This is a genomic window from Geodermatophilus sp. SYSU D00708 (assembly GCF_054050115.1).
Map to the genome: position 1 here is coordinate 21,891 of NZ_JBJGYS010000026.1, position 21,847 is coordinate 43,737.

Annotated in this window: 15 protein-coding genes; 5 read left to right on the forward strand and 10 right to left on the reverse strand. The window is 75.9% G+C overall.

Features of this window, described 5'->3' with window-relative positions; translation table 11 throughout:
* Positions 1-4 precede the first annotated feature (4 nt).
* The 3 genes from ACI79D_RS19355 (at position 5) to ACI79D_RS19365 (ending at position 7,403) form a co-directional block, all read left to right on the forward strand.
* Positions 5-3,649, forward strand: coding sequence for a bifunctional glycosyltransferase/CDP-glycerol:glycerophosphate glycerophosphotransferase (locus ACI79D_RS19355; protein ID WP_456920104.1), 3,645 nt, complete (start codon positions 5-7; stop codon positions 3,647-3,649).
* Complete coding sequence (locus tag ACI79D_RS19360; RefSeq protein ID WP_456920105.1) at positions 3,646-5,481, forward strand: hypothetical protein; 1,836 nt, start codon at positions 3,646-3,648, stop codon at positions 5,479-5,481. The genes ACI79D_RS19355 and ACI79D_RS19360 overlap by 4 nt, the downstream gene beginning before the upstream one ends.
* A gap of 74 nt (positions 5,482-5,555) precedes the next feature.
* Positions 5,556-7,403 (forward strand): tetratricopeptide repeat protein, encoded by a 1,848-nt coding sequence (locus ACI79D_RS19365; protein ID WP_456920106.1) that lies wholly within the window; start codon positions 5,556-5,558, stop codon positions 7,401-7,403.
* 58 nt (positions 7,404-7,461) lie between these two features.
* Here ACI79D_RS19365 and ACI79D_RS19370 read toward each other — a convergent pair whose 3' ends face one another.
* Genes ACI79D_RS19370 through ACI79D_RS19385 form a run of 4 tightly spaced genes read right to left on the reverse strand, consistent with a single transcriptional unit; the run spans position 7,462 to position 11,919 of the window.
* Positions 7,462-8,268, reverse strand: a complete 807-nt coding sequence (locus ACI79D_RS19370; RefSeq protein ID WP_456920107.1) for a CDP-alcohol phosphatidyltransferase family protein — start codon at positions 8,266-8,268, stop codon at positions 7,462-7,464.
* The gene (locus ACI79D_RS19375; RefSeq protein ID WP_456920108.1) at positions 8,265-9,485 is read right to left on the reverse strand and encodes a CDP-glycerol glycerophosphotransferase family protein; all 1,221 of its coding nucleotides are present in this window, start codon (positions 9,483-9,485) and stop codon (positions 8,265-8,267) included. Before ACI79D_RS19375 ends, ACI79D_RS19370 begins: the two co-directional genes overlap by 4 nt.
* A 24-nt stretch (positions 9,486-9,509) precedes the next feature.
* A complete protein-coding gene (locus ACI79D_RS19380) occupies positions 9,510-10,385 on the reverse strand; it encodes a glycosyltransferase family 2 protein (RefSeq protein ID WP_456920109.1) in 876 nt (291 codons plus the stop codon).
* Positions 10,386-10,389: 4 nt separating this feature from the next.
* Complete coding sequence (locus ACI79D_RS19385; protein ID WP_456920110.1) at positions 10,390-11,919, reverse strand: SDR family NAD(P)-dependent oxidoreductase; 1,530 nt, start codon at positions 11,917-11,919, stop codon at positions 10,390-10,392.
* A 164-nt stretch (positions 11,920-12,083) separates the two neighbouring features.
* On the opposite strand from ACI79D_RS19385, the gene ACI79D_RS19390 reads away from it, so the two are divergent.
* Both ACI79D_RS19390 and ACI79D_RS19395 read left to right on the forward strand, forming a co-directional pair.
* A complete protein-coding gene (locus ACI79D_RS19390) occupies positions 12,084-12,551 on the forward strand; it encodes a GtrA family protein (protein WP_456920111.1) in 468 nt (155 codons plus the stop codon).
* Between the two features lie 43 nt (positions 12,552-12,594).
* Entirely contained in the window at positions 12,595-13,116 is a 522-nt protein-coding gene (locus ACI79D_RS19395; RefSeq protein WP_456920112.1) for a hypothetical protein, read from the forward strand.
* Here ACI79D_RS19395 and ACI79D_RS19400 read toward each other — a convergent pair.
* From ACI79D_RS19400 to ACI79D_RS19425, 6 genes are all read right to left on the reverse strand, one after another.
* Positions 13,099-16,074, reverse strand: coding sequence for an AAA family ATPase (locus ACI79D_RS19400; RefSeq protein WP_456920113.1), 2,976 nt, complete (start codon positions 16,072-16,074; stop codon positions 13,099-13,101). The two genes, ACI79D_RS19395 and ACI79D_RS19400, sit on opposite strands and share 18 nt — an antisense overlap.
* Positions 16,071-17,222, reverse strand: a complete 1,152-nt coding sequence (locus tag ACI79D_RS19405; RefSeq protein ID WP_456920114.1) for an exonuclease SbcCD subunit D — start codon at positions 17,220-17,222, stop codon at positions 16,071-16,073. Before ACI79D_RS19405 ends, ACI79D_RS19400 begins: the two co-directional genes overlap by 4 nt.
* 11 nt (positions 17,223-17,233) lie before the next feature.
* The gene (locus ACI79D_RS19410) at positions 17,234-18,595 is read right to left on the reverse strand and encodes an acyltransferase family protein (RefSeq protein WP_456920115.1); all 1,362 of its coding nucleotides are present in this window, start codon (positions 18,593-18,595) and stop codon (positions 17,234-17,236) included.
* Positions 18,596-18,864: 269 nt separating this feature from the next.
* Complete coding sequence (locus tag ACI79D_RS19415; protein ID WP_456920116.1) at positions 18,865-20,271, reverse strand: acyltransferase family protein; 1,407 nt, start codon at positions 20,269-20,271, stop codon at positions 18,865-18,867.
* 143 nt (positions 20,272-20,414) lie between these two features.
* Positions 20,415-20,972: a PH domain-containing protein gene (locus ACI79D_RS19420; protein ID WP_456920117.1), complete on the reverse strand. Its 558-nt coding sequence runs from the start codon at positions 20,970-20,972 to the stop codon at positions 20,415-20,417.
* Positions 20,973-21,002: 30 nt separating this feature from the next.
* Positions 21,003-21,842 carry a biotin--[acetyl-CoA-carboxylase] ligase gene (locus tag ACI79D_RS19425; RefSeq protein WP_456920118.1) on the reverse strand — a complete coding sequence of 280 codons (840 nt, stop codon included), beginning with the start codon at positions 21,840-21,842 and terminating at the stop codon, positions 21,003-21,005.
* Positions 21,843-21,847: the final 5 nt, after the last annotated feature.

Below are 21,847 nucleotides of genomic sequence, written 5' to 3' on the forward strand. Positions count from 1 at the left end.
CACCGTGAACCGCAGAACCCTCCAGCGCCACGCGCTCTCGCGCCTGACCACCGTCGGGCGGCAGGTCGTGCCCTGGCGCGTCCGTGGCGAGTTGGTGCGCCTCGTGAAGCGCAGCAGCCGGCGACTGGTGAACCCCCTGGTCACCGTGGTCGTGACCACGCAGGACTCCGAGGGCTGGGTGCTGCGCTGCCTGTCCAGCGTCGCCCGCCAGCGCTACCCGCGCCTGGAGATCGTCGTCGTCGACGCCGGGTCGGCCGACCAGACGCTCGACGCCGTGCGTGCGATGGCCGCCACCTCCCGCCGCTCCATCAGGGTGGTGGCCCGGCCCGACCGCGGCGTCGGTGCCGCACGCAACGCCGGAGCCCGGCTGGCCCGCGGCCGGTACCTGCTCTTCCTGGACGCCGAGGACGTGCTGCCGCGCTCGGCGGTCCGCACCCTGGTCCGGACCCTGCAGCGCACCGGCTCGGACTTCGCCGTCGGCCGGGCGAAGCGCTCGGCCGGCGGGAAGCTCACCGACCCGCACTGGGCGGTGCAGGTGCACGAGGTCGAGCGGCTGCGCACCGACCTCGACTCCTTCCCGCTGGCCATGCGCGACCTGCTGCTCGGTGACCGCCTGTTCCGCCGTGACTTCTGGGAGCGCAACGGCCTGTCGTTCCCCGACACCGCTCCGCACCCGGGGGCCACCCTGGCCGCGGCCTACGTGTCGGCGCGGCAGTTCGACGTCCTCGACGCGGTCACGCTGCACTGGGCGCCGTCGGCCGGTGACGGCCTGCTGGGCACCCGGGTCCTCGAGGCCGAGGAGGCGGCGGCCTTCGTCGCGGACATCCGCGCCGCCACCGCGCAGATCGACCGCGGCGGCTCCCCCACCATGCGGGCCGCCTGGACCGCGCGCGTCGTCGACGTCGACCTCGAGCCCCGGCTGCGGGCCTGCGTCGACGCCGACGAGCACACCCGCGCCCTCATCGCCGGCCTCGCGGCCGAGTTCGTGGAGCGCGCCGACGACGACGTCCTCGACGACGTCCGGTTCGCGGTCAAGCTGCTCGCCTGGCTGGCGGCCGAGGACCGGTGGGACGACGTCGAGCGGGCTGTCGAGTACCTGGGCCTGCACGGCCGCACCCCGCCGACCCACGTGGCCGACGGCGTCGTCCTGGCCGACGTGGCGGACGACGACGAGGGGCTGCTGCCGGCGGACCTCCCGCCCGCCGTCCGGCGGCTGGCGCGCAGCGAGACCGAGCTCGCCGCCATGCTGCAGCGGGTCCGCTGGCGTGACGACGTGCTCGAGCTGACCGGTTGGGCGCTGGTGCACGGCGTCGACATGACCGGGGTGGTCCCGGAGCTCACGGTGGAACTGGTCGACGCGACCACCGGCGACCGGCTGCCGATGGAGGTCGAGCACGAGGTGCTGGCCCAGGCGACGCGCTGGGGCTCGGACTCCTACCAGCGGTACGACACCGGCGGCTTCACCGCGCGCCTGCGGCCCCAGCCGGACGCGCTGCTGGGCGAGGTCCCCCAGACCGAGCGGGTGTGGCGGCTGGAGGTGACCCTGTCCGTCGCCGGGATCACCCGCACCGGCGTCGTCCGCCACCTGGTCACGGCCGGCTCCCCCGGCGTGCTCCGCGCCAAGGACGTCGACGGGCTGCTGGTCGCGCCGGTGATGTCGCCGCTGCACGGGATGACGCTGCGGGTCCGCCGCCCGGCGGTGCGCGCCGTCGCCCTGGCGGCCGAGGGCACGACGGTGACCGTGCGGCTGCGCACCGAGGGCGTCCGCGTCGAGCGGCTGCGGCTGTGGGCCGGCGGCGGGCGGCGCCGGGTCGAGGTCCCCGTCCGCGCCGGCGTGGACGGTGTGCTCACGGCGCGGGTCACCGTGCCCGAGCGCCGGCTGGGTCGCCGGAACCAGATCTGGCAGGTCCGCGCGGTCGCCGACGACGGCTCGACCCGCCGGGTGGCCTGGGACGTGGGCTCGGGCCTGCGCACCCTCGGCACCTCCGCGCCGGGCCAGCTCGTGTGGCGGGGCACGCCGCGCGGCCACCTGGAGGTCGTCGCCAACCACTCGGTCTTCGAGGTCGTCGACGTCCGGCAGGAGGACGAGCAGCTGGTCGTCGTCGTGTCCCGTGCCGGCGCACCGGAGCCCACCGCGGCGTCGTTCACCAGCCACCGGGTCACCGTCCCGGCCGCCGAGCTCCGGGCCGACGGCGACCGGACCGAGCTGCGCTTCCCGCTGCGGCTCTCGCGCTGGGGCCGGGACCCGCGGTGCTGGCCCGGCGGCCTCTACCAGCTGTCGGTGGAGACCGAGGAGGGCGCCCGCCGGCCGTGGCCGGCGTGGCCGTTCCTGGACCACCTGCCCGAGGAGGTCGACGGCCCCGACTGCATCCTGCGGTACGGCCGGCAGTCCCCCGGTGTCCTGACCGTCCGCGTCCGGCCCCCGCTGACCGACGAGGAGTGGGGCCGGACGGCGCAGCGCCGGCTGCAGCGCGCCTACCGCGAGCGCACCGCGCAGCCCGAGGACGCCGTCCTGTTCCAGTGCTACCGCGGCGAGGTCGCCACCGACAGCCAGCTGGCGCTGCACGAGGAGCTGCACCGGCGCGGGGCCCCGCTGACCCTCTACTGGGGCGTGCGCGACCACTCGGTGAGCCTGCCGGAGGGCGCGGTGCCGGTGCTGATCCAGTCGCAGCGCTGGTACGAGCTGCTCGCGGACGCCCGCTACCTGAGCAACAACGTGGACTTCCCGAAGTGGTTCACGCGGCGTGAGCACCAGGTGTTCGTCCAGACCTTCCACGGCTACCCGTTCAAGTCGATGGGCATCTCCTTCTGGCGCGAGCAGGGCCGCAACGAGCGGGACATCGCCCGGGAGACGGCCCGCCGCGAGCAGGCCTGGAGCGTCGCGCTGGTGCCGGCCGACTTCTGCCAGGAGCTCTACCGCCGGGAGTACGCCTTCGGCGGCGAGATCATGGTCAGCGGCTACCCGCGCGACGACGTCCTCGTGAGCGAACGGGCCGAAGCCGTCCGGCAGCGCACCCGGGAGCTGCTCGGGATCGCGCCGCACCAGCAGGCCGTGCTCTACGCGCCGACCTGGCGGGAGAGCATCTCGGCCGACACCTGGAACGCGCCGCTGTTCGACGCGCTCGACATCGACCGGCTGGCGGTGGAGCTGGGCAGCGACCACGTCGTCCTGCTCCGTGGGCACAACCACAACCTCGGGGAACAGGCCCGCTTCACCGACCACGCCACGGTCATCGACGTCACCGACCACCCGGAGATCAACGACCTCATCCTGGCCTCGGACGCCGCCGTCCTGGACTACTCCTCCCTGCGGTTCGACTACGCGCTGACCGGGCGGCCGATGCTCTTCTTCGTCCCGGACCTCGAGGACTACGTCAAGAACCGGTCGTTCCTCTTCGACTACGAGCCCACCGCCCCCGGGCCGTGGCTGCGGACGACCGACGAGGTGGTGACGGCGCTGCGCGACCTCGACCGCGTCCGGGAGGACCACGCGGACGCGCGGCGGGCCTTCCACGAGCGGTTCAACCTGCTCAACGACGGCTCGGCGGCCGCGCGGGTGATCGACGCGTGGATCCCGGAGGGCCGGGTCGCCCAGGCCGCGCTCACCGCCGGTGGCGCGGCCGGTGGACCGACCGACCCGATGGCGTGACCCGCAAGGCCCTGCTGCCCGTCGGCGCCGTCGCCGGGCTCACCGCGGTCGCCGCCGTGGCCGGGGCCCTCGGCGGCCGCGTCCCCGCGGTCCTGCTGCTGGTGCTCGCCGCGGCCGTGGACGCCGTGGCGGTACGGGCGCCGGCCGGCGGCGTCGCCGAGACCGTCCACCGGGTGCTGGACCGCCGGCTGCGGCTGGTCGTCCGGCTGCTGGTGCTGGTCGGTCTCCTGGCCGGGACGTGGCCCACCGCGGTGCTGCTGGCGGTCGTCCTGGCCGGGGCGGCCACCCTGGGACTGCTGTCGCTGGTGGACGGCGTGGACGACGCCGTCCAGGGCCTGCGCCGGCAGGTGACCGGGCGCCTCGTGCCGGGGCTGGGCGACGCCCTGCCCCGCCGACCGGGTGCGCTCCTGCTGCCCCTGGTGCCCGAGGGCGCCCTGCTGGTCACCGCCGGCCTGCTGCCGGACCGGCCCGTCGTCGTGTGGCCGGTCGTGGTCGCCGCCGTGGCCGTGGCCGTGGGGGCCGTGGGTGCCTGGGTGCTGCGGGTGCGCGCGGTCCGCCGGCAGCGCGGCGCCCGCCTGGCCGCCGTGCAGCGGTACCTGGACGACCAGCGGCCCGAGGTCGTGCTCTACGGCGGCGACGCCCCGGAGTCGGTGCACGAGGTCGCGATGTGGCTGTCGACGCTGGAGCGACTCCCCCAGCGGGCGGTCGTCCTGCTGCGCAACCGCGCCACGATGGCGGCGCTGCCGGCGACCACGACGCCCGTGCTGTGCGTGCCGGCCGCCACCGACCTGATGGCGCTCCGGCTGGACCCGCTGCGGGTCGCCCTGTTCGTCTCCAACATCGGCAACAACATCCACCTGCTGCGCGTGCCCGGGCTCCGGAGCACCTTCATCGGGCACGGGGACAGCGACAAGAGCGCCTCGGCCAACCCGTACAGCAAGGCCTACGACGAGATCTGGGTCGCCGGGCCGGCCGGCCGGGACCGCTACCTCCGGGCCGACGTCGGCATCCGCGCCGACGCCATCCGGGAGGTCGGCCGCCCCCAGCTGGACGACGTCCGCCCGGCCGGACCCGAGCGGCCCACCGTCCCCACCCTGCTGTACGCCCCGACGTGGGAGGGCTGGAACGCCGAGCAGGACTACTGCTCGCTGCGGACGCACGGGGAGCTGCTCGTACGCGCCGTCCTCGCCGCCCCGGTGCCGATCCGCCTGGTCTACCGGCCCCACCCGTACACGGGGCGGCGGGACCGGCGGGTGGCCGCAGCGCACCGCCGGGTGGTCGCCCTGCTCGAGGAGGCCAACGCCGCGCGCGGCCACGGTGGGCCCACCGTGCTGGCGGCCGAGGCCGCCCCGGCCCCGGCGGGCGGCTCGGCCCGCGCCGCCGAGGCGGCAGCCGTCGTCCGCGGCGAGGAGCGCCTGGCCGCGCTGCCGCCACAGGCCCACGTCGTCGTCGGGCCCCGCGCGCTGCCGCTGGCCGGCTGCTTCAACGCCGCGTCGGGACTGGTCACCGACGTCTCCAGCGTGCTCAGCGACTTCCTGGCCGCGGACAAGCCCTTCGGCACCTGCGACCCGCGTGGCGGCCGGGACGCCGCCGACTTCGTCGGGCTCTTCCCCTCCGCCGGCGGGGGCCTGGTGCTCGCGCCGGACGGCGGTGGGGTCGAGGAGCTGCTCGCGACGATCGCCGGCACGGCTCCCGACCGGCTGCGCGCCGCCCGCGCCGAGGCACGCGGGCAGCTGCTGGGCCCGGTGGACGTCCCGGCCATCGACCGGTTCGCCGAGGCCGTCTCCCGGCTGGGTGGACGGACCGCTGCGACGCCTGGGACCCCCGCCTGACCCATCCGTCCCACCGGACCCCGGAGTGCGACGAAGGAATTACGGATCGCTGCCGCGTCGGTACAGTCGGTCAGGTGCGCGTGGCAGTCTGCATAGCCGGTCAGATGCGGGGCTTCGAACAGGCCGCCCCGGCCCTCCTGGAGCACGTCATCCGCCCCCTGGGCGCTGACGTCTTCGTCCACACCTGGTCGGACCTGGGGATGTCGAACAACATCCACAACCGGCTGCTCCCCCACCCGATGCGCAGCTACCTCAAGAAGCAGGGCGAGCTGGCGTCCTTCCGCGCGGACTTCCCCACCACCTACGAGCGGCTGTTCGCACGCTCCGCGGTGGTCACCGAGCAGCGGATCCGGGACGCCTACGGCGACTGCACCGTGGTGGTCGAGGACTACCCGGAGGACGAGGCCGCCTTCTTCGGCGTCCAGGTGCCCCAGCGGCTGCTGGCCGCCCAGCCCAAGAGCCGCTGGTCGCTGCCCCTGTTCTACAAGGTCCAGCGCTGCAACGAGCTCAAGTCGCAGCGGGAGCGGGAGGAGGGCTTCACCTACGACCTGGTGATCCGGATCCGCCCGGACCTGCTGATCGGGTCCGACCCCACGGAGGGGCGGCGGGACACCCCCGGCACCGTCTTCCACCGCATCCGCACCATCAACCCGGCCTACCAGGTCGCCGACCAGCTCTTCTTCGGCGACTCGGCCTCGATGGACGCGGTCACCTCGCTGTTCGGCCGGCTGCCCGAGATCTACGCCGGCGTGCCCGACCCGCTCCCCCGCGAGGAGGTCGGCCCGTACTGGGCCGAGGGGCTGCTGCACACCCACGTCACGCGCAACACCGACGTCACGCCCTCGGCGTTCCGCACCGAGGCCTACAACGTCCGCTCGGAGTACCAGCTGCTCGACGCCGACGCCGAACCGGTGGCCTTCCCCGCCTTCTTCGACGCCGTCCAGCAGGACCTGCGCGCCGGCGCCGGCAACCCGCGGCTGGACCGGCCCCGCCTCGGCTGCGCGCGGGCCCTGTTCACCCACGCCCGCCCCCTGCGCGAGGAGGCCGACCTCGCCGAGGTGCGACGCATGGTCGAGGCGGCCGAGGAGCAGGAACTCTTCGACACCTCCCTGACCCGCGGCCTGCTCGCCTACAAGGACAAGGACCACGCCGGCGCCGAGGGCCACTTCCGGACCGCCCTCGCCGCCGAGCCCGGCACCAGCCTGCCGCTGCTGTGGCTGGGTCGCACGCTCGAGGAGCAGGGCCGCTCGGCCGAGGCCCTGCCGTACCTGCAGGACGCCGTCGACGCTCCGTTCGAGTACGCATCGCAGAATCCGGCGCAGAAGAAGAACGCCCTCTACTGGCGGGGCCGGGCCCTGGAGAGCCTGGGTCGCTGGGCGGAGGCGTCGGACGACTACGCCACCGTCCGGGACCTCGGCCCGCAGTCGTTCGACCTGGACCGCCGCCTGGGGCGCTGTCTGGTGCACGCCGGCCGGTACTTCCGCGCCGTGCCGCTGCTGCAGGCCGCCCGCGCGGTGAAGCCGGACAACGCGGAGCTGAAGTACCTGATGGCCACCAGCTACGTCCGCGTCGGCGTGGCCAAGCCCGTGGTGAGCGACATCTGGCCCAGCGGCGCTCCGAAGGCCGACCGGCCGTGGGCGCCCGCCGCCCGGCTGGTGTACGCCGAGGCGCACCTCGCCCTCGGCCGCCGGGCCGACGCCCGGGCCGCCCTGGAGGACTTCCTCGCCCGCGGGGGTGGGGACGCCGCGCAGGCCGAGCTGGCCGTGGAGCTGGCGGAGCGGGTGGACCCGGAGTTCGGCGCGTCGCTGCGGGGGCGGCTGTTCCCCGAGCCGGCCGCCGAGACGCCCGCTCCGGAGGTGCGCTCGCCCCGCGCCCAGCTGGGCCGGTTGCGCCGCGCGGCCCGGCGGTCCCTGCGGGTCTGACCCGCCGCCTGACGGCCCGCGGCGGCGGGCCGTCAGGCGGCGCGGCCGTCAGGCGCCGTCAGGCGGCCAGCCGGCGCGAGCTGAGGATGGCCAGCAGGTGCCCGGCGATCGCCAGCAGGGACGCCGGCACCAGGACCACGAGCAGCGTCCGCGTGCCGCTCAGGTCCCCCACGACGACGTCGACCACCGCGGCCACCAGCACCAGCAGGCTGAGCTCGATCGAGTGGTAGAGCCGGTGGAACGGCACGAAGCGTGCCGCCCGCCGCAGCCGTGCCAGCCCGCCCGACGTCGGCGCGGTGGTGGCCTCGTCGTCGGTCACCCGCGCCAGCCCGGCCGAGGCACGGGCCACGTGCACCATGTCGTTGAGCGCCTTGTTCAGGACGATCACCAGGGCCAGCAGCGCGCCGAGCGTCGTCCACCCGTAGCGCCCGTCGAGCGCGCCGGGGCCGCCGGCCGCCCGGACGCCGAGGGCCAGCGGGATCAGCGACTCGGCGGCGTAGTGCCCGACCTTGTCGAGGAAGACGCCCTTGGGGCTGCTGGTCCCCCGCCAGCGGGCGACCTCCCCGTCGCTGGCGTCCCACAGCATCTGCAGCTGGGTGAGCAGGACGGCCAGCACCGCTCCCGCCAGACCCGGCACCAGCAGGGCCGGTCCGGCCGCGGCCCCGGAGACGATCATCAGCGCGGTGACCGCGTTGGCGCTCAGGCCGGCCCGGATGAGGACCCGCGTCAGGTACGGCGAGATGCGCCGCATGTAGAGGTCGCCGGTCCAGTGCTCGGCCGTGCGGCGGCCGCGGATCGCCGGCGGCTGGGTGACCGCCCGCAGCTGCTCGATCGACGGCCACGCGGGCCGCTCGGTGGCGGTCACCGGGCCGCTCCGGCGCGCGCGGCCACCAGGGCGTCGCGCTCGTCGACGAGGCTCGCGCACGCGGCGAGGAAGCGCTCCCGCGCCGCGGCCGGGTCCGGCTCGCCCAGGTAGTAGCGGACCAGCTCGCCCCGGGTGGCCGCGCCGTCGTCGCCGGCGAGCAGCCGCTCCACCAGCGCCCCGGCCCCCGCCACCTCGGCGGCGGGCAGCCGCGGCACGGCCTCGAGCAGCGGCGAGGGCGGGACGACGGCGGCGGGGTCGGCCGGGACGGTGACGACCAGCGGGCGTCCGGTCGGCAGCCAGTCCACGGCGACCGAGGAGACGTCGGTGACCAGGACGTCGGCCTCGGCGAAGGCCTCCGCGAGCGGCGCGGAGGTGTCCGTGCGACTGCCCGGGGAAGCGGCCACCGCCTCCCGCACCCGCGCGTCGGCCACCCGGTGCGACCGCTGGTTGGCCCCGGTCCGGGGGTGCGGCCGGTAGACGACCCGGAGGCCCGCGTCCAGGAGGGAGCCGACCAGCGCCTCCCCGTGGCTGCTCACCGAGGAGTACGCCATGGACGCCTGGGCGCCCTCCCAGGTCGGCGCGTACAGCACGGTGCGTGCCCCGCCGGTCCGCTCGCGCACGGCGGGCACCTGCGGCCGGCCGACCACCTGCAGGTGGGCGGCGGCGTCGAACCACAGCAGCTGCTCGGCGACCCGGTCGACGGCCGCCTGGCCGGCCACGAACGCCCGGTCGTAGGCCTTGAGCTGGTTGGACACCGACACCGCCTTGTCGCTCTCCCCGTGCCCGAGGTAGACGTGCGCCAGGTCGGGGAAGCGCAGCAGCTGGAAGTTGCGCGGGTGGTGGCTGACGTAGAGGGCCAGTGCTGCCCGCCCGCGCCGCAGCAGGCCGTCCAGGGTCGTCGTCCGGGCCACGCACCGGACCGTCAGCGACGTCCGCTCGCGCAGCACCCGGGTGGTGCGGCTGTCCTGGGTGAGCACGAGGACGCCGGTTCGCGCGTCGAGGTCGGCCAGCACGTCGGCCCACTGGAGCAGCTGGTAGGCGTTCACCGGGGGCTCGGGGAAGAACACCCAGACCCGCTGCCCGGGCGCGAACGACCGCAGCACGTCGTCCTCGCCCAGCCCGTCGGGTTCGCCTCCGGGGACCAGGCCCAGCCGGCGGACCACCCGTCCACCGTTCCGACGCACCTGAGCCGCGACGGCGGTCAGCTTGGGCCGCACCGGCGGGTCTCCTTCCCGGGGGGACTAGACGACCGGCGGACGGCCCAGGCGGGTCATCCGCCAGACGGTGCGCCAGCTCAACGGCCGCCGGGGGCCGGGCGACTCGCGCCACCCGGCCACCCAGCCGCGGAACCAGGGTCGCAGAGTCCGCGGCGCGCGCCGCGACCGCACCACCTGCACCGCCGTCCAGGTGGTCAGGTAGGGCACGCCCAGGGCCCACGGGAGGTTGCGCCGGGCCAGCCAGACGCGGTTGCGGGCGTTGCGCCAGTAGAAGTCGGCGTGCCGGGTCACCTCGGTGAGCGGGTGCTCGGCGACCAGGTCCCCGGCGTAGTGCACCGTGGCGCCGCTGTCCCAGACCCGCCAGGCCAGCTCGATGCCCTCGTGGGCGTAGAAGAACGGGTCCGGCCAGCCGCCGGCGGCCTCGAGCACGGCCCGGCGGACGACGACCGCGCCCTCCCACACCGAGAACACCGGGCCGGAGCGGTGCCGGTCCCCGACGCGCAGCCGGGGCGTCCACCGTCGGGGTGGCTCGCCGCCGCCGGCGACGTCCACCCGCGGCTGCAGCAGGCCGAGGGCCGGGTCCGCGGCGAACCGCCGGACCGCCTCGGCGAGGAAATCCGGGTCGGGCAGGAGGGCGTCGTCGTCGAGGAAGAGCAGCAGGTCGCCGCCGACGTGCGGCAATCCCGCGTTCCGGCCGGCCGGGATGCCGAGGTTCTCGGGCAGGGCCACCGACCGGACGCCGTCCGGCAGACCCACCGGCGTCCAGCCGTTGCCGACCACCACCAGGTCGACGTCGACGGACCGCTGGGCCAGGACCGACCGGACGGCGGCGTCGAGCTCGGCGGGGCGGTGGCCCTGGGTGAGGACCACCGCCCCGAGCCGGGGCCCGGGAGTGGCCACCGGGTCAGCGCTGGTGCGCGAACTGACGCAGCGGGTCGGCCTCCGGCAGCACGACCCCCGGGTCGACGCCCGGCGGCACGACGTCGCCGGGCTCCTCCTCGTGGATCATCTCGGCCGCCACGGCCGCGTCCAGGTGGGTGGCCAGCTTGTCCTCGCGCCGGACGTCGATGATGTGCCCGGTCAGCGGGGCGACCAGGACGCCCAGGGACACCTCGGCCACCGCCTCGGACGAGAGCAGGGTGCCGGCCGGCTCCTCCCCGAAGGCCTTGGTCCGCATGGGGGTGGCGGTCCGCTCCGGGTTGATGCAGTTGACCCGCACGCCGTCGCCGGCCCACTCGTCGGCCAGGGCCTGGGTGAGGTTCACCGTGGCCGCCTTCGCCGAGGAGTACAGGCTGTAGCCGCTGCGGCCGCGGGTGTAGGAGCTCGAGGTGAACAGCAGCAGCGAGCCACCGGTCGCCTTGAGGTGCGGGTGGAAGACCTGCGCGATGTGGATCGGCGCCAGGTAGTTCACCTCGGTGGCGAGGTAGATGGTCTCCTCGCTGGTGTCGGCCAGCTCCCCACGGGGCAGCACGCCGGCGGTGTTGACCACGTAGTCGACCCGGCCGGTCTTCTCCAGCGCGGCCTCGCACGCCGCGACGATGTCCTCGCGCCGCTCGACGTGGGTGCGGGTGGCCGACCGGCTGAAGCACAGCGCGGTGGCACCGTGGGCCTCGGCGAAGCGGACGATGTCGGCGCCGATGCCGTACGAGCCGCCGAAGACGACGACGGTCTTGCCCTCGAGGGCGGCCCGGTACTCGGACTCGGAGAGGGCGGCGGGCGCGTCGTGGCTCTGCAGCTGGAAGAGCTTGTCGGCGATGTAGACGTCGATGGGCTCGGTGACCTTCATGTTGCGGTCCTCACCGGGCACCACGGCGATCGGGACCTCCGGCGCGTACCGGAGGACCACGGTGCAGTCGTCGGTCGCCTCGAAGGCCGGGTCCTGGGCGGCGCGCTCGTAGGCGCGCCGGATCACCGACAGGCGGAAGCACTGCGGGGTCTGGCCGCGGCGCAGCAGCGGCCGGCGCAGGACCTCCTCGATGGTGCGGCCGGTGGCCTCGTCGACCTGGATGACGGTGTCCGCGGAGGGGATGGCGGTGTCGACCGCCTCGTACTCGTCGAGCGCGGCCACGCAGTCGGAGATGATCCGCTGGCTCACCAGGGGCCGCACCGCGTCGTGGAACAGGACGTTGCACTCCTGGTCGCCGAGGGCGTCCAGGGCGCGCTGCGTCGTGGCGTTGCGCGTCTCGGCGCCCTCGAGGATCTGGGTGACCTTGGGGTGGGCGCCGGTCCGCACCAGGGCACGGACGGCGTCGAGGTGCCCGGGAGCCATCAGGACGATGATCTCGTCGATGAGGGGGGAGGAACCGAGCGCATCGAGCGTGTGCTCGATGATGGGCTTCCCCGCGATCTTGATCAGCTGCTTCGGGATCGACAGACCCACCCGGGTACCGGTCCCGCCGGCCAGCACGACGGCCACGTTCCGCAATCGACTCACCACCGAGACGTTACCCAGCTGTTGCCCCGAATCCACGCGCCTCGCGTGAGTACCCGACTTTTCCGGACCCTTCCGTCACATCTGCCGCGCGCGTCCCCGGGCGGGCCCGGGTGCCCGCGCGAACGTCCCTCCCGAGCGCCGGCCGGCCCGTACAGTCGGCTGCCATGCCGCTGGAGTCCGTGACCCGCCGGGCCGGGACGACGTGGCGGCTGCTGCTCAAGGAGGTCAGCGCGTTCGGGGTCGTGGGCGCCGCCTGCTTCGTCCTCGACGTCGGGCTGTTCCAGCTGCTCTACGCCACCCTCGGGGTGGACGCCGTCGGGGCCAAGCTGATCTCCACCGTCGTGTCGATGACCGTCGCGTACTTCGGGCACCGCCACTGGTCGTTCTCCCACCGGGCCCGCACCGGCCTGCGCCGCGAGTACCTGCTGTTCGCCCTCATCAACGGCGCGACCCTGCTGCAGGGCCTGGCGATCGTCGCGTTCGTCCGGTACGTCCTCGACCAGGAGAGCGCGCTGGTGCTGCAGGTGGCCAACGTCGGCTCGATCGCGCTGGGCACGGTCGTGCGGTTCCTCTGCTACCGGCGGTGGGTCTTCCCGACCGCCGGGACGCCGCAGCCGGTCCCGCCCGCCTGACCCCCGCCGGGCCGGCCGCCGGCCTCGCGGCAGACTGGACGGCGTGGCAGCAGACCCGACGACGTGGGACCGCGCCGTCGGGCGACTGGTCGGTGCGGGCGCCGGCGCGGAGCGGGCGGTCGCCCAGCTGGCCCGGGGGCTCAGCGGCATGGACGCGAAGAGCGCTCCCTACCTGCTCCCCCTCGAGCTGGACGCGCTGGTGCGCATCATCCGCAACCTCATGCCCCTGCACGTGCGGGACCGCCGGCTCAACGACGACGTCCTCGAGTGGACCCACCAGGTGCGCAAGCTCTACGCGATCCGCACCGCGGTGGTGCACACCGTGTGGGGCGACGCCGACGACGACCGGGGCGGCGGGCTCGGCGACGACGAGGGGATGCGGCCGGTGTGGTCCAACGCGGGCGTCGCCGACCACCCGCTGACCGTCGGCGAGCTCGAGCGGACCACCCGCCGGCTCACCGACCTGTGCGGCCGGCCGCTCGAGGAGCTGCTGCGCCGCATCGCCGAACTGGCTCCCGCGCTGCGGATCGCGGGCCCGGCGGGGCGCTCAGCCGGCCAGCCGTGAGCCGTGCCGCCCGGCGACGACCTCCAGCCGGGTGGGGATGCGGGTGCGCAGCTCCTCGAGGTGGCTGATGACGCCGACGGTCCGCCCGCCCCGGCGCAGCTCGTCGAGGACGTTCATCACCGCGTCGAGGGCCTGCGCGTCGAGGGTGCCGAAACCCTCGTCGACGAAGAGCGTGTCCATCTGCACGCCCCCGGCCTCGGCGGTGACGACGTCGGCCAGCCCGAGCGCCAGCGCCAGCGAGGCCATGAAGCTCTCGCCGCCGGAGAGGGTCTTGGTCGGCCGCCGGGTGCCGGTGTACTCGTCGAACACGTCCAGCCCCAGGCCGCCGCGGGCGCCGTGGCGGGCCTGCGCGTCGCTGTGCAGGAACGTGTACCGGCCCCCCGACATCTCCTGGAGCCGCCGGCTGGCCACCTCGGCGACCTGCTCCAGCCGGGCAGCGAGGACGAACGACTGCAGCCGCATCCGCAGCGTGTTGGCGCCCCGGCCGTTGACCAGGTCGGCCAGCGCGGCGACCTGACCGGCCCACGCCCCGCGCTCGCCCAGCTCCACCTCGGCGGCGGTCACCTCGCCGGCCAGCCCGTCGAGCGCCGAGGCGCAGCGGCGGGCCTGGTCGAGGGCGGTGACCGCCTCCTCACGCCGTGCGGTGAGCTCGGCGCACCGCTGCTGCAGGGCGGCCACGTCGGGCCGGTCGAGCAGGTCGGTGAGCTCGGGGTCGGCGAGGGTCGCGGCCACGACCGACCGGGCGTCGTCGTGCTCGCGGATCCGGCGCTCCAACGCGGCCAGCTCGCCGGTCCCCAGCAGGGCGGCGTCCGCGTCCCGGACGTCGGCGAAACCGGCGGCGGCCGCCCGCTGCGCGGCGGTGACCCGGGCGGTGTCCGCGGCCGCCCGGGCGCGCAGCTCCTCGGCCTCGGCCGCCACGACGGCCTCGCACCGCTCGGCGGCCCGGGTGAGGCGGCGGACCCGCGCGGGCAGGTCGGCGTCCTCCCCCCGGGCGGCGTCCAGCCGCGCGGTCAGCTCGTGCAGGGCCTCCTCGCGGGCCGCTCGTTCGGCGGTGCGCCGCTGCAGCTCCTCGCGGTCGGCGGCGAGCGTGGCCGCGGCGGCGTCCCGGGCGGCCTCCCGCCGGGCCAGCTCGGCGCGGACCGCGTCGGCGGCGCCGGCGAGCCCGGCGACCTGCGCCAGCTCGGCACCGGCCTGCTCGGCCCGCGTGGCGAGCTCGGCGAGCGGGAGCTCCCCGGCCTGCGCCCGCAGCACGGCGAACTCGCGGTCCAGCTCCTCGGCGGCGCGCCGGGTGGCGGTGGCCCGCTCCTCGGCGACGTCGGCCGCGCCCCGGACGCGCTCCTCGTCGTCGGCGGAGACGGCCGGGCCGGCGTGCTCGGCCGGCCGGGGGTGCTCGGTGGCCCCGCACACCGGGCAGTCGGCACCGGGTCGCAGCCCGGCGGCCAGCTCGGCGGCCATCCCGTCGAGCCGGGCGGCGCGCAGCTCCACCAGTCGCTCGCGGGCCTCCACCCAGGCCAGCCGCGCCGCGTCGGCGAGCGCCCGCGCGGCGGCCAGCTCGGCCCCGACCTGCTCGGCCCGGCGGGCGGCCGCGAGCGCCGTGCGGGCGGACTCCTCGGCCGCGGTGAGCCCGGGCAGCCGCGCGGCGGCGGCCAGCGCGTCGTCCAGCCGGCGCTGGGCCTCGGCGACCCGCTCCGGCCAGTCCCGCGCCGCGCGGTCCCCCTCCGCGCAGCGCTCGGTCAGGGCGGCGACCTCCCGGCCGAGCCGGGTGGTGGCGCGGGCCAGCTCGCCGGCCCGGTCGGCCTCGGGCACCAGCGCGCGGGCCGCGGCCGCGGCGTCACGCAGCTCGCGGGCGAGCAGGGAGTCCGCGTCCGGGGAGGGCGGGTCGAGCCGGGCGGCCACCTCCGCCCAGGCGGCGCGGGCGGAGTCCAGGCCCGAGACGGCGTCCGCGGCGGCGCGGGCGGTCCGGTCGGCGTTCTCCAGGACGTCGCGGAGCGCCTCGGCCCGCCGTCCGGCGTCGGCACGGGCGCGCAGCGGAGCCAGCTGCTCCTCCTGCGCGGTCAGCCGGGACAGCTCCTGCCGAGCGCGGTCCCGCCGGGCGTGCCGGTCGGCGAGGGCGCGCGCCTCGGCCAGCTCGGCGTCGAGCCGGGCGCTGCGGGCCGCGGTCTCCTCGGCGGCCGCGGCGGCGCGGGCCCGCTCGGCGGCGGCCCGGGTGCGCACGCCGGCCACCCAGGCGCGCACCGACGTCCCGGGGTGCGCGCCGACCAGCTCGGGGGCCAGCTCCTCGGGCACCTCGACGTCGGCGATCTGGGCGACCCGGTGCAGCAGCGTGCTGATCCGGTGCCGGTCGGCGCGCAACGCCTCCTCGGCGGCGCGCCGCTCCCCCGCCAGCCACTCCTCGGCGCGGGCGAACCGGCCGACGTCGAACAGGGTGCGCAGCAGCCGGGCGCGGTCCTCCGGCTCGGCGCGGAGGAAGCGGGCGAAGTCGCCCTGCGGCAGGAGCACCACCTGGCAGAACTGCTCGGCGGACAGGCCCAGCCGCACCCGCAGGTACTCCGACCCCTCGTCGATCCGGGTGCTGACCGGCTCCCAGCTGTCCCCGTCCCGCCGCTGGACCAGGAGCTTGGCCTGCTCGGTGGTCTCCCCGGTGCCGCGCTTCTTCGGGCGGGTCTGCTCGGGCCGGCGGACGACGAGCAGCCGCTCCCCGGCGAGGGTGAGTTCCAGGGAGACCTCGGTGCGCGTGCCGGCGTCGGCGTGGTCGCTGCGCAGCCGCTTCTCCTCGCCGCGGGCGCCGGGCACGACCCCGTAGAGGGCGAAGACGACGGCGTCGAGCAGCGTCGTCTTGCCCGCGCCGGTGGGGCCCCACAGGAGGAACAGCCCGTCGCGGGCGACGGCGTCGACGTCGAGGGTCTCGGTGCCGGCGAACGGGCCGAACGCCGACAGCGACAGCGAGTGCAGCCTCACCGGGTCAGCTCCTCGCGGGCCGCCGCGCCCAGGGCCCGCCCCAGCAGCTCCCGCTCGGCGAGGGTCGCGCCGACCCCACCGCGGACGTGGGTGACGAACTCGCCGGCGACGTCCATGTCGCTGCGCCCGCGCAGCCGCTCCTGGTAGCTGCGCCCGTCGCCGCCGGAGCTCCCGCCGGTCCACTCCAGGTGCACGCAGTGCGGGAAGCGGGTCTGCAACCGGCGCATCGGGTCGGCAGGACGGACGTCGTCGGTCAGCCGCGCGGAGACGAAGTGCTCCGCGACGGCGTCGTGCGCCGGGTCGTCGAGCAGCTCGGCGAGCGTGCCGGTGAGCACGGTGAGCGGGCGGGGGGTGGGCAGCGGCAGCGGCCGCACCTCGGCCAGGCCGCCGGCGTCGAGGTCCACGAGCCAGGCCTGCTTCTGCTGGCCGGCCTCGCCGAAGGAGTAGGCCAGCGGGGAGCCGCTGTAGCGCAGCCGCGGGGTGAGGGTCTGCGGCCGGTGCAGGTGGCCCAGGGCGACGTAGTCGACCCCGTCGAAGGCGGCGGCGGGCACCAGGTCGACCCCACCGACGCAGATGTCGCGCTCGCTCTCGCTGGGCACGCCACCGCCGACGAAGGCGTGCGCGAGCACCACCGAGCGGGCGCCGGGCCGGAGGAACAGGTCGGCGCGCACCCGGTCCATCGCCTCGGTCAGCACCGCCTCGTGGTTGCGCGCGCCAGGGACGCCGAGCTCGTGCCGGGCGATCTCCGGCTCCAGGTAGGGCAGCCCGTAGAGGGCGACCTCGCCGTGCTCGTCGCGCAGCAGCACCGGCTCGTCGAGGCGGGTCGTCGCGGCGCGGACGTGCAGGCCCGCGGTCGACAGCAGCTCGGAGAACGTGCCCAGCCGCCGCGCGGAGTCGTGGTTCCCGGGGGTCAGGACGACGGTCGCGCCGGCGCGCAGGAGCCGGCCGACCACCCGGTCCAGGACCGCGGTCGCGTCCGCCGACGGCACCGCCCGGTCGTAGACGTCCCCGGCGACCACGACGACGTCGACGGACTCGGCGACGACGACGTCGGCCAGCCCGCCGAGCACCGCCTCCTGTTCGCGGAGCAGGTCGGCGCCGTGCAGCGACCGGCCGATGTGCCAGTCCGAGGTGTGCAGCAGCCGCATGGCGTCCGACGTTAGGGAGTGGGTCCGACAGTTGCGCGCACCCGGTCCGGCAGCTCCGGACCCGGCGCCCCGGGACGCGGCGGCCGCGGGGCCGGCAGCGGGGCCAGCTCCGTCTGACCGAACAGCCCGACGGAGCCGAGCACCGGCTGGGCCGGCGCGGGTGCCGGTCGCGCCGGCCGGCGGAGCAGCGGCACCCGCTGGGACAGCCGGAGGATCGCGCGACGGGCAGGGACCTCCACGCCGTGGTGGAGGGCCGCGGCGCCCGCCAGCGACAGGGCGACCAGGCCGGGCACGGCCAGCGCCAGGCCGGGGGTCATCTCCCCGAGGTCGGCCGGGTCCCGCCAGACCACGGCGAGGAGCTGGTCCCGCAGCGGGAAGTGGACCAGGTAGAGGCAGTAGGAGATCCGGCCGCCGTAGCCGAGGACCGGCCCGGACAGCCAGCGCGACGGCCCTCGCCCGGTCAGCGCCAGCCCGGCCACCAGCAGGGGGAAGACGCCCACGGCGACGCCGTAGTAGACGCGGTCGTCGAGCTCGGAACGCCAGGCGGCCCAGTTGCACACGACGAGCAGCGCCGTGATCGAGACCACGACCATGACCAGGCCGAGGCGATCCGACCACGGGCCTCGACGGCAGCGGCGCACGGCCAGGGCGGCCAGCGCACCGGCGAGGAAGCTCCAGGCGAGGCGGGCGAACCAGGAGATCTCCTCGACGCCGAGCCCGTGCACGTACTCGTCCACGACCAGCGGGAGCATGGCGCCGACCGCCAGGGCGAGGAGCACCGCGGCAGGCAGCCGGCGCAGGAACCACAGCCCCAGCGCCAGCAGCGGGAAGACGGCGTAGGCCAGCCACTCGGCGCTGATCGACCAGCCGGGGGCGTCGTAGCTGGAGCCCTTGAGGCTGTGGCGTCCCCACATCTGCGTCATGGTCAGCTGGCGCAGCAGGGGCATCTCCGTCAGCGGCGGGTGCGGGACGATCGCGTCCGGGTCCCAGCCCATGCCCTGGATGAGCAGGAGCGCGGTGAAGCTGAGCGCGGTCATCACCGCCCAGGCGGGCCACACGCGGGCGAACCGCGCGACGAGGAACCGGGCGGCGACGGGCACCGAGAAGCGCCGTCCGCACTCCTCGACGTAGCTCAGGGTGATCACGAAGCCGCTGAGCACGAAGAACAGCTCGACGCCCAACCACCCCGCGGCCAGGACCGGCTTCAGGAAGGCCACCGGACCCAGCAGGGGCATGAGCAGGAGCCGGAAGTGGTAGAGCACCACCCACAGCGCCGCGACGAAGCGCAGCCCGGTCAGGGCCCGGATCTCGTTCCGCGGCCCGTCGACCTCGACCGTCCGGGCCTCGCCCGCTGACCTCCGCAACCGCACCATGCCCCCTGACCGGCGGACGGAACCGTTCCGCCTCGACACCCGGTCGAGGCTAGGCGGGTCGTCGGGCGCGCCGCCCCGCTGAGCTCCACGACGCTGGCCGCCGGTCTGGGCACCTGCTGACAAGCTCCGTCACCTCGTGTCACACGTGCCCCCGGCTCCTCCGGAGCCACGACCCGGGTGGGTACGTGGACGGTCGCCGACGGGTGGTGCCGGTCACCGCCGGCGGCGCCGGTCCGCCGCACCGCGACGGGGCGGGCTGCCCGCCCGGCTCAGGTGGAGGGTCGGACGGTTGCGGAGAGCCGGTGCTCTCGCGCATCGCTCGCGACGCTCCGCAGCGCGCGGTTCCGGACGGCGTGCGCCGGCAGGGGCGCGGCCGTCCGGGGCCCCGCCGCGGCCCGCGGCGCCGGCACCACGCCGCGGTCGCCCGGCACCCGGGGGGTCACCGCCCGGCCGCCGCGGGTCGGGTCGCCGGGCACGACGGTGACCGCGGGCACCGCGACCCGCGCCGGAGCGCGCCGCGCCCCGGCCAGCCGGAGCACGAGCCGGCGGGCCGGCTCCTCCACCCCGTGGTGCAGGGCGGCGGCCCCGAGGAAGGACAACCCCACGAGCACGGGCGTCAGCAGCGCCTGCCCCGGCGTGAGCACCCAGCGCTCGTCCTGGCCCTGCCAGGGCAGGGTGAAGACCAGCTCGACCACCGGGAAGTGCACCAGGTACAGGCAGTACGAGATGCGTCCTCCGTAGACCAGCGGCCGGGAGGACAGCCGGCGTGCGAGCCCGCGCTCGCTCAGCGACAGGGCCGCGATGAGCACCGGGAAGACGACGACGACCGTCGCGGAGTAGTCGACGCTCCAGTCGCCGCCCTGCCGCCAGGAGCCCCACAGCAGCCCGAGGACGACGCACACCACCGAGCCCCGGACCGCGGCCGGCGCGACCCGTTCGGCCCGCGCGTCCGCCCGCAGCCGGCGGACGGCGAGCGCGGCCAGGATCCCGGCGGTGAACCCGCACGCGATGCGCAGCACCCAGTTCTGGTCGTGGTCGGGGGTGCCGAGGACGAACGCGGTGACGCTCAGCGGCGCCATGGCGGCGACGGAGAGCAGCAGCAGGACGAGGCCGGGCAGCCGCTGCAGGCGGGAGGCCAGCAGCGCCAGCAGCGGGAAGGCCAGGTACGCCGTCCACTCGGCGCTGATCGACCAGCCCGGCGGCACGAAGCTCGCGCCGGTGAGCGCGGACCGGTCCCACATCTGCGTCATGGTCAGCTGCCGCAGCAGCTCGGGCAGGTCGGCGTCGGGGTGCGGCGCGATGACGTCGGCGTCCAGCCCCCGGGACCGCAGCCCGTAGACGAAGGCGCCCATGACGACGGTGACGACCGCCCACGCCGGCCACACCCGCGCGAAGCGGCTGACCAGGAAGTCCCACGTGCCCCGCAGGCGGGGACGGCGGCCCATCCGGTCGAGGTAGGCCAGCGCGATGACGAAGCCGCTGAGCACGAAGAACAGCTCGACGCCCACCCAGCCCGACCGCACGATCGCCTGGACGGCTCCGAACGGGGCCAGGTAGGGGCCGGAGAAGGCCAGCAGGTGGAAGAGCACCACCCAGGTCGCGGCCACGGCACGGAGCCCGGTCAGCGCCCTGATGTCGCGCTGCGGGGCGCTCCGCGTGTCGCCGTGGGTCTGCATACCGCTCCTCGCCGTGTCCGGAGGAGGACCGATCCGTCCTCGTCCGCGATCGACGCTAGGGGCGGCCCCGGCCCGTCTTGAGGCGAGGCGCGAACAGAGTCGCAGCGCAGCGTTGGCAAGTCATCACAACGCGTGATCAGCAGTCACAGCCGTGCGGTGGGGTACCAGCCGTCCTGGTCACGGATGTAGCCGGCGCTCTCCTGCGCCCGCCGGTCCGCGTCCTCCTCGATCATGTGGTTGAGCAGCTGCTGGACGCCGTCGCTGTCGGGGATCTGCCGGAGCACCGTCGGGCCGCCGTCACCGGCCGACTCGATCGTCAGCGTGCCGGAGCTGATCAGCCGCTCCCAGAGCGTCTGGCGGTAGGACACGTCGGTGATCCGGGACAGCCCGATGTCGCGGCCGTGGCGGGCGAGGACGCCCTCTCGGAAGAGCAGCCGGTGGGTGGTGACCACGTAGTGAGTCGTCCGCCACCGCAGGACGGGGACCAGCACGAAGACGAGCAGCAGCACCAGCGCGACGCCCGCGATCACCAGGCGGACGACGCCCTGCTGGCGGCCGTCGGGGACGAGGGCCGCGCCGTAGGAGGCGCCGCCGACCACGAGGAGGAAGGCGACGATCGGCCAGAAGATCGTCAGCCAGTGCGGGTGCAGGTGGCGGACGACCTCTTCGTCCTCGGCCAGGAGCTTGTCCGGGTAGGGCACCCGGTCAGGATGACCGACCTTCGGCGCCGCTCAGCGCTCCCGGGCGTGTGTCCGGACGTGTCGGACGTCACCGCTGGCGAGCGCGACGGTCCCCTCCGGCGTCCGGACGACGAGCCGGCCGTCCCAGTCCACCGACTCGGCGGTGCCCTCGAGGGTGGAGCCGTCCGGCAGGCTGACCACGACCGGCGTCCCGACGGTGGAGCACCAGGCCAGGTAGTCGCGGGCCAGCCCGCTGCCCACCGGGTCGCCCAGCGCCTCGACCCACGGCCGGTAGCGCCGCTCGAAGCCGCGCAGGAACTGCAGCAGCACCGAGGTCCGGTCCACCGGCCGGCCCGCGGCCAGGACCAGCGAGGTGCCGCCCTCGGGCAGCTCCTCGGCGCGGGTGGAGACGTTCAGGCCGACCCCGACGACGACGGCGCCCGAGCCCACCTCGGCGAGGATGCCGGCCAGCTTGGCGCCGTCGGCGGCGAGCAGGTCGTTGGGCCACTTCAGCGACGCCCGCACCCCCGGCACCTCGCCGACCGCCTCGGCCAGCGCGATCCCGGTCAGCAGCGCCAGCCACCCGCGCCGCGCCGCGGGCACGTCGGGGCGCAGCAGGAGGGAGACGGTGAGCCCGGCACCGGGCGGCGAGGCCCAGGTCCGGTCCAGGCGCCCGCGGCCGGCGGCCTGGTACTCGGCGACGAGGACGCTGCCCTCCGGCGCGTCGTCCGCGGCCCGCGCCAGCAGCACGGCGTTGGTGGAGCCGACCTCGGGGACCACCTCGACCGACCGCCACAGCAGGCTGTCCGGGGTGAGCGCGGCGGCGACGGCGGGACCGTCCAGGGGCGCCCGCGCGGGGTCGACGGACGCGGACGGCGACGGTTCGGGCACTCCCC

What these genes read in the sequence shown, in the direction of transcription:
- ACI79D_RS19410 (WP_456920115.1), bottom strand. Translation starts at nt 18,595, where the DNA reads ATGGTGCGGTTGCGGAGGTCAGCGGGCGAGGCCCGGACGGTCGAGGTC.
- ACI79D_RS19405 (WP_456920114.1), bottom strand. Translation starts at nt 17,222, where the DNA reads ATGCGGCTGCTGCACACCTCGGACTGGCACATCGGCCGGTCGCTGCAC.
- ACI79D_RS19415 (WP_456920116.1), bottom strand. Translation starts at nt 20,271, where the DNA reads ATGCAGACCCACGGCGACACGCGGAGCGCCCCGCAGCGCGACATCAGG.
- ACI79D_RS19390 (WP_456920111.1), top strand. Translation starts at nt 12,084, where the DNA reads ATGCCGCTGGAGTCCGTGACCCGCCGGGCCGGGACGACGTGGCGGCTG.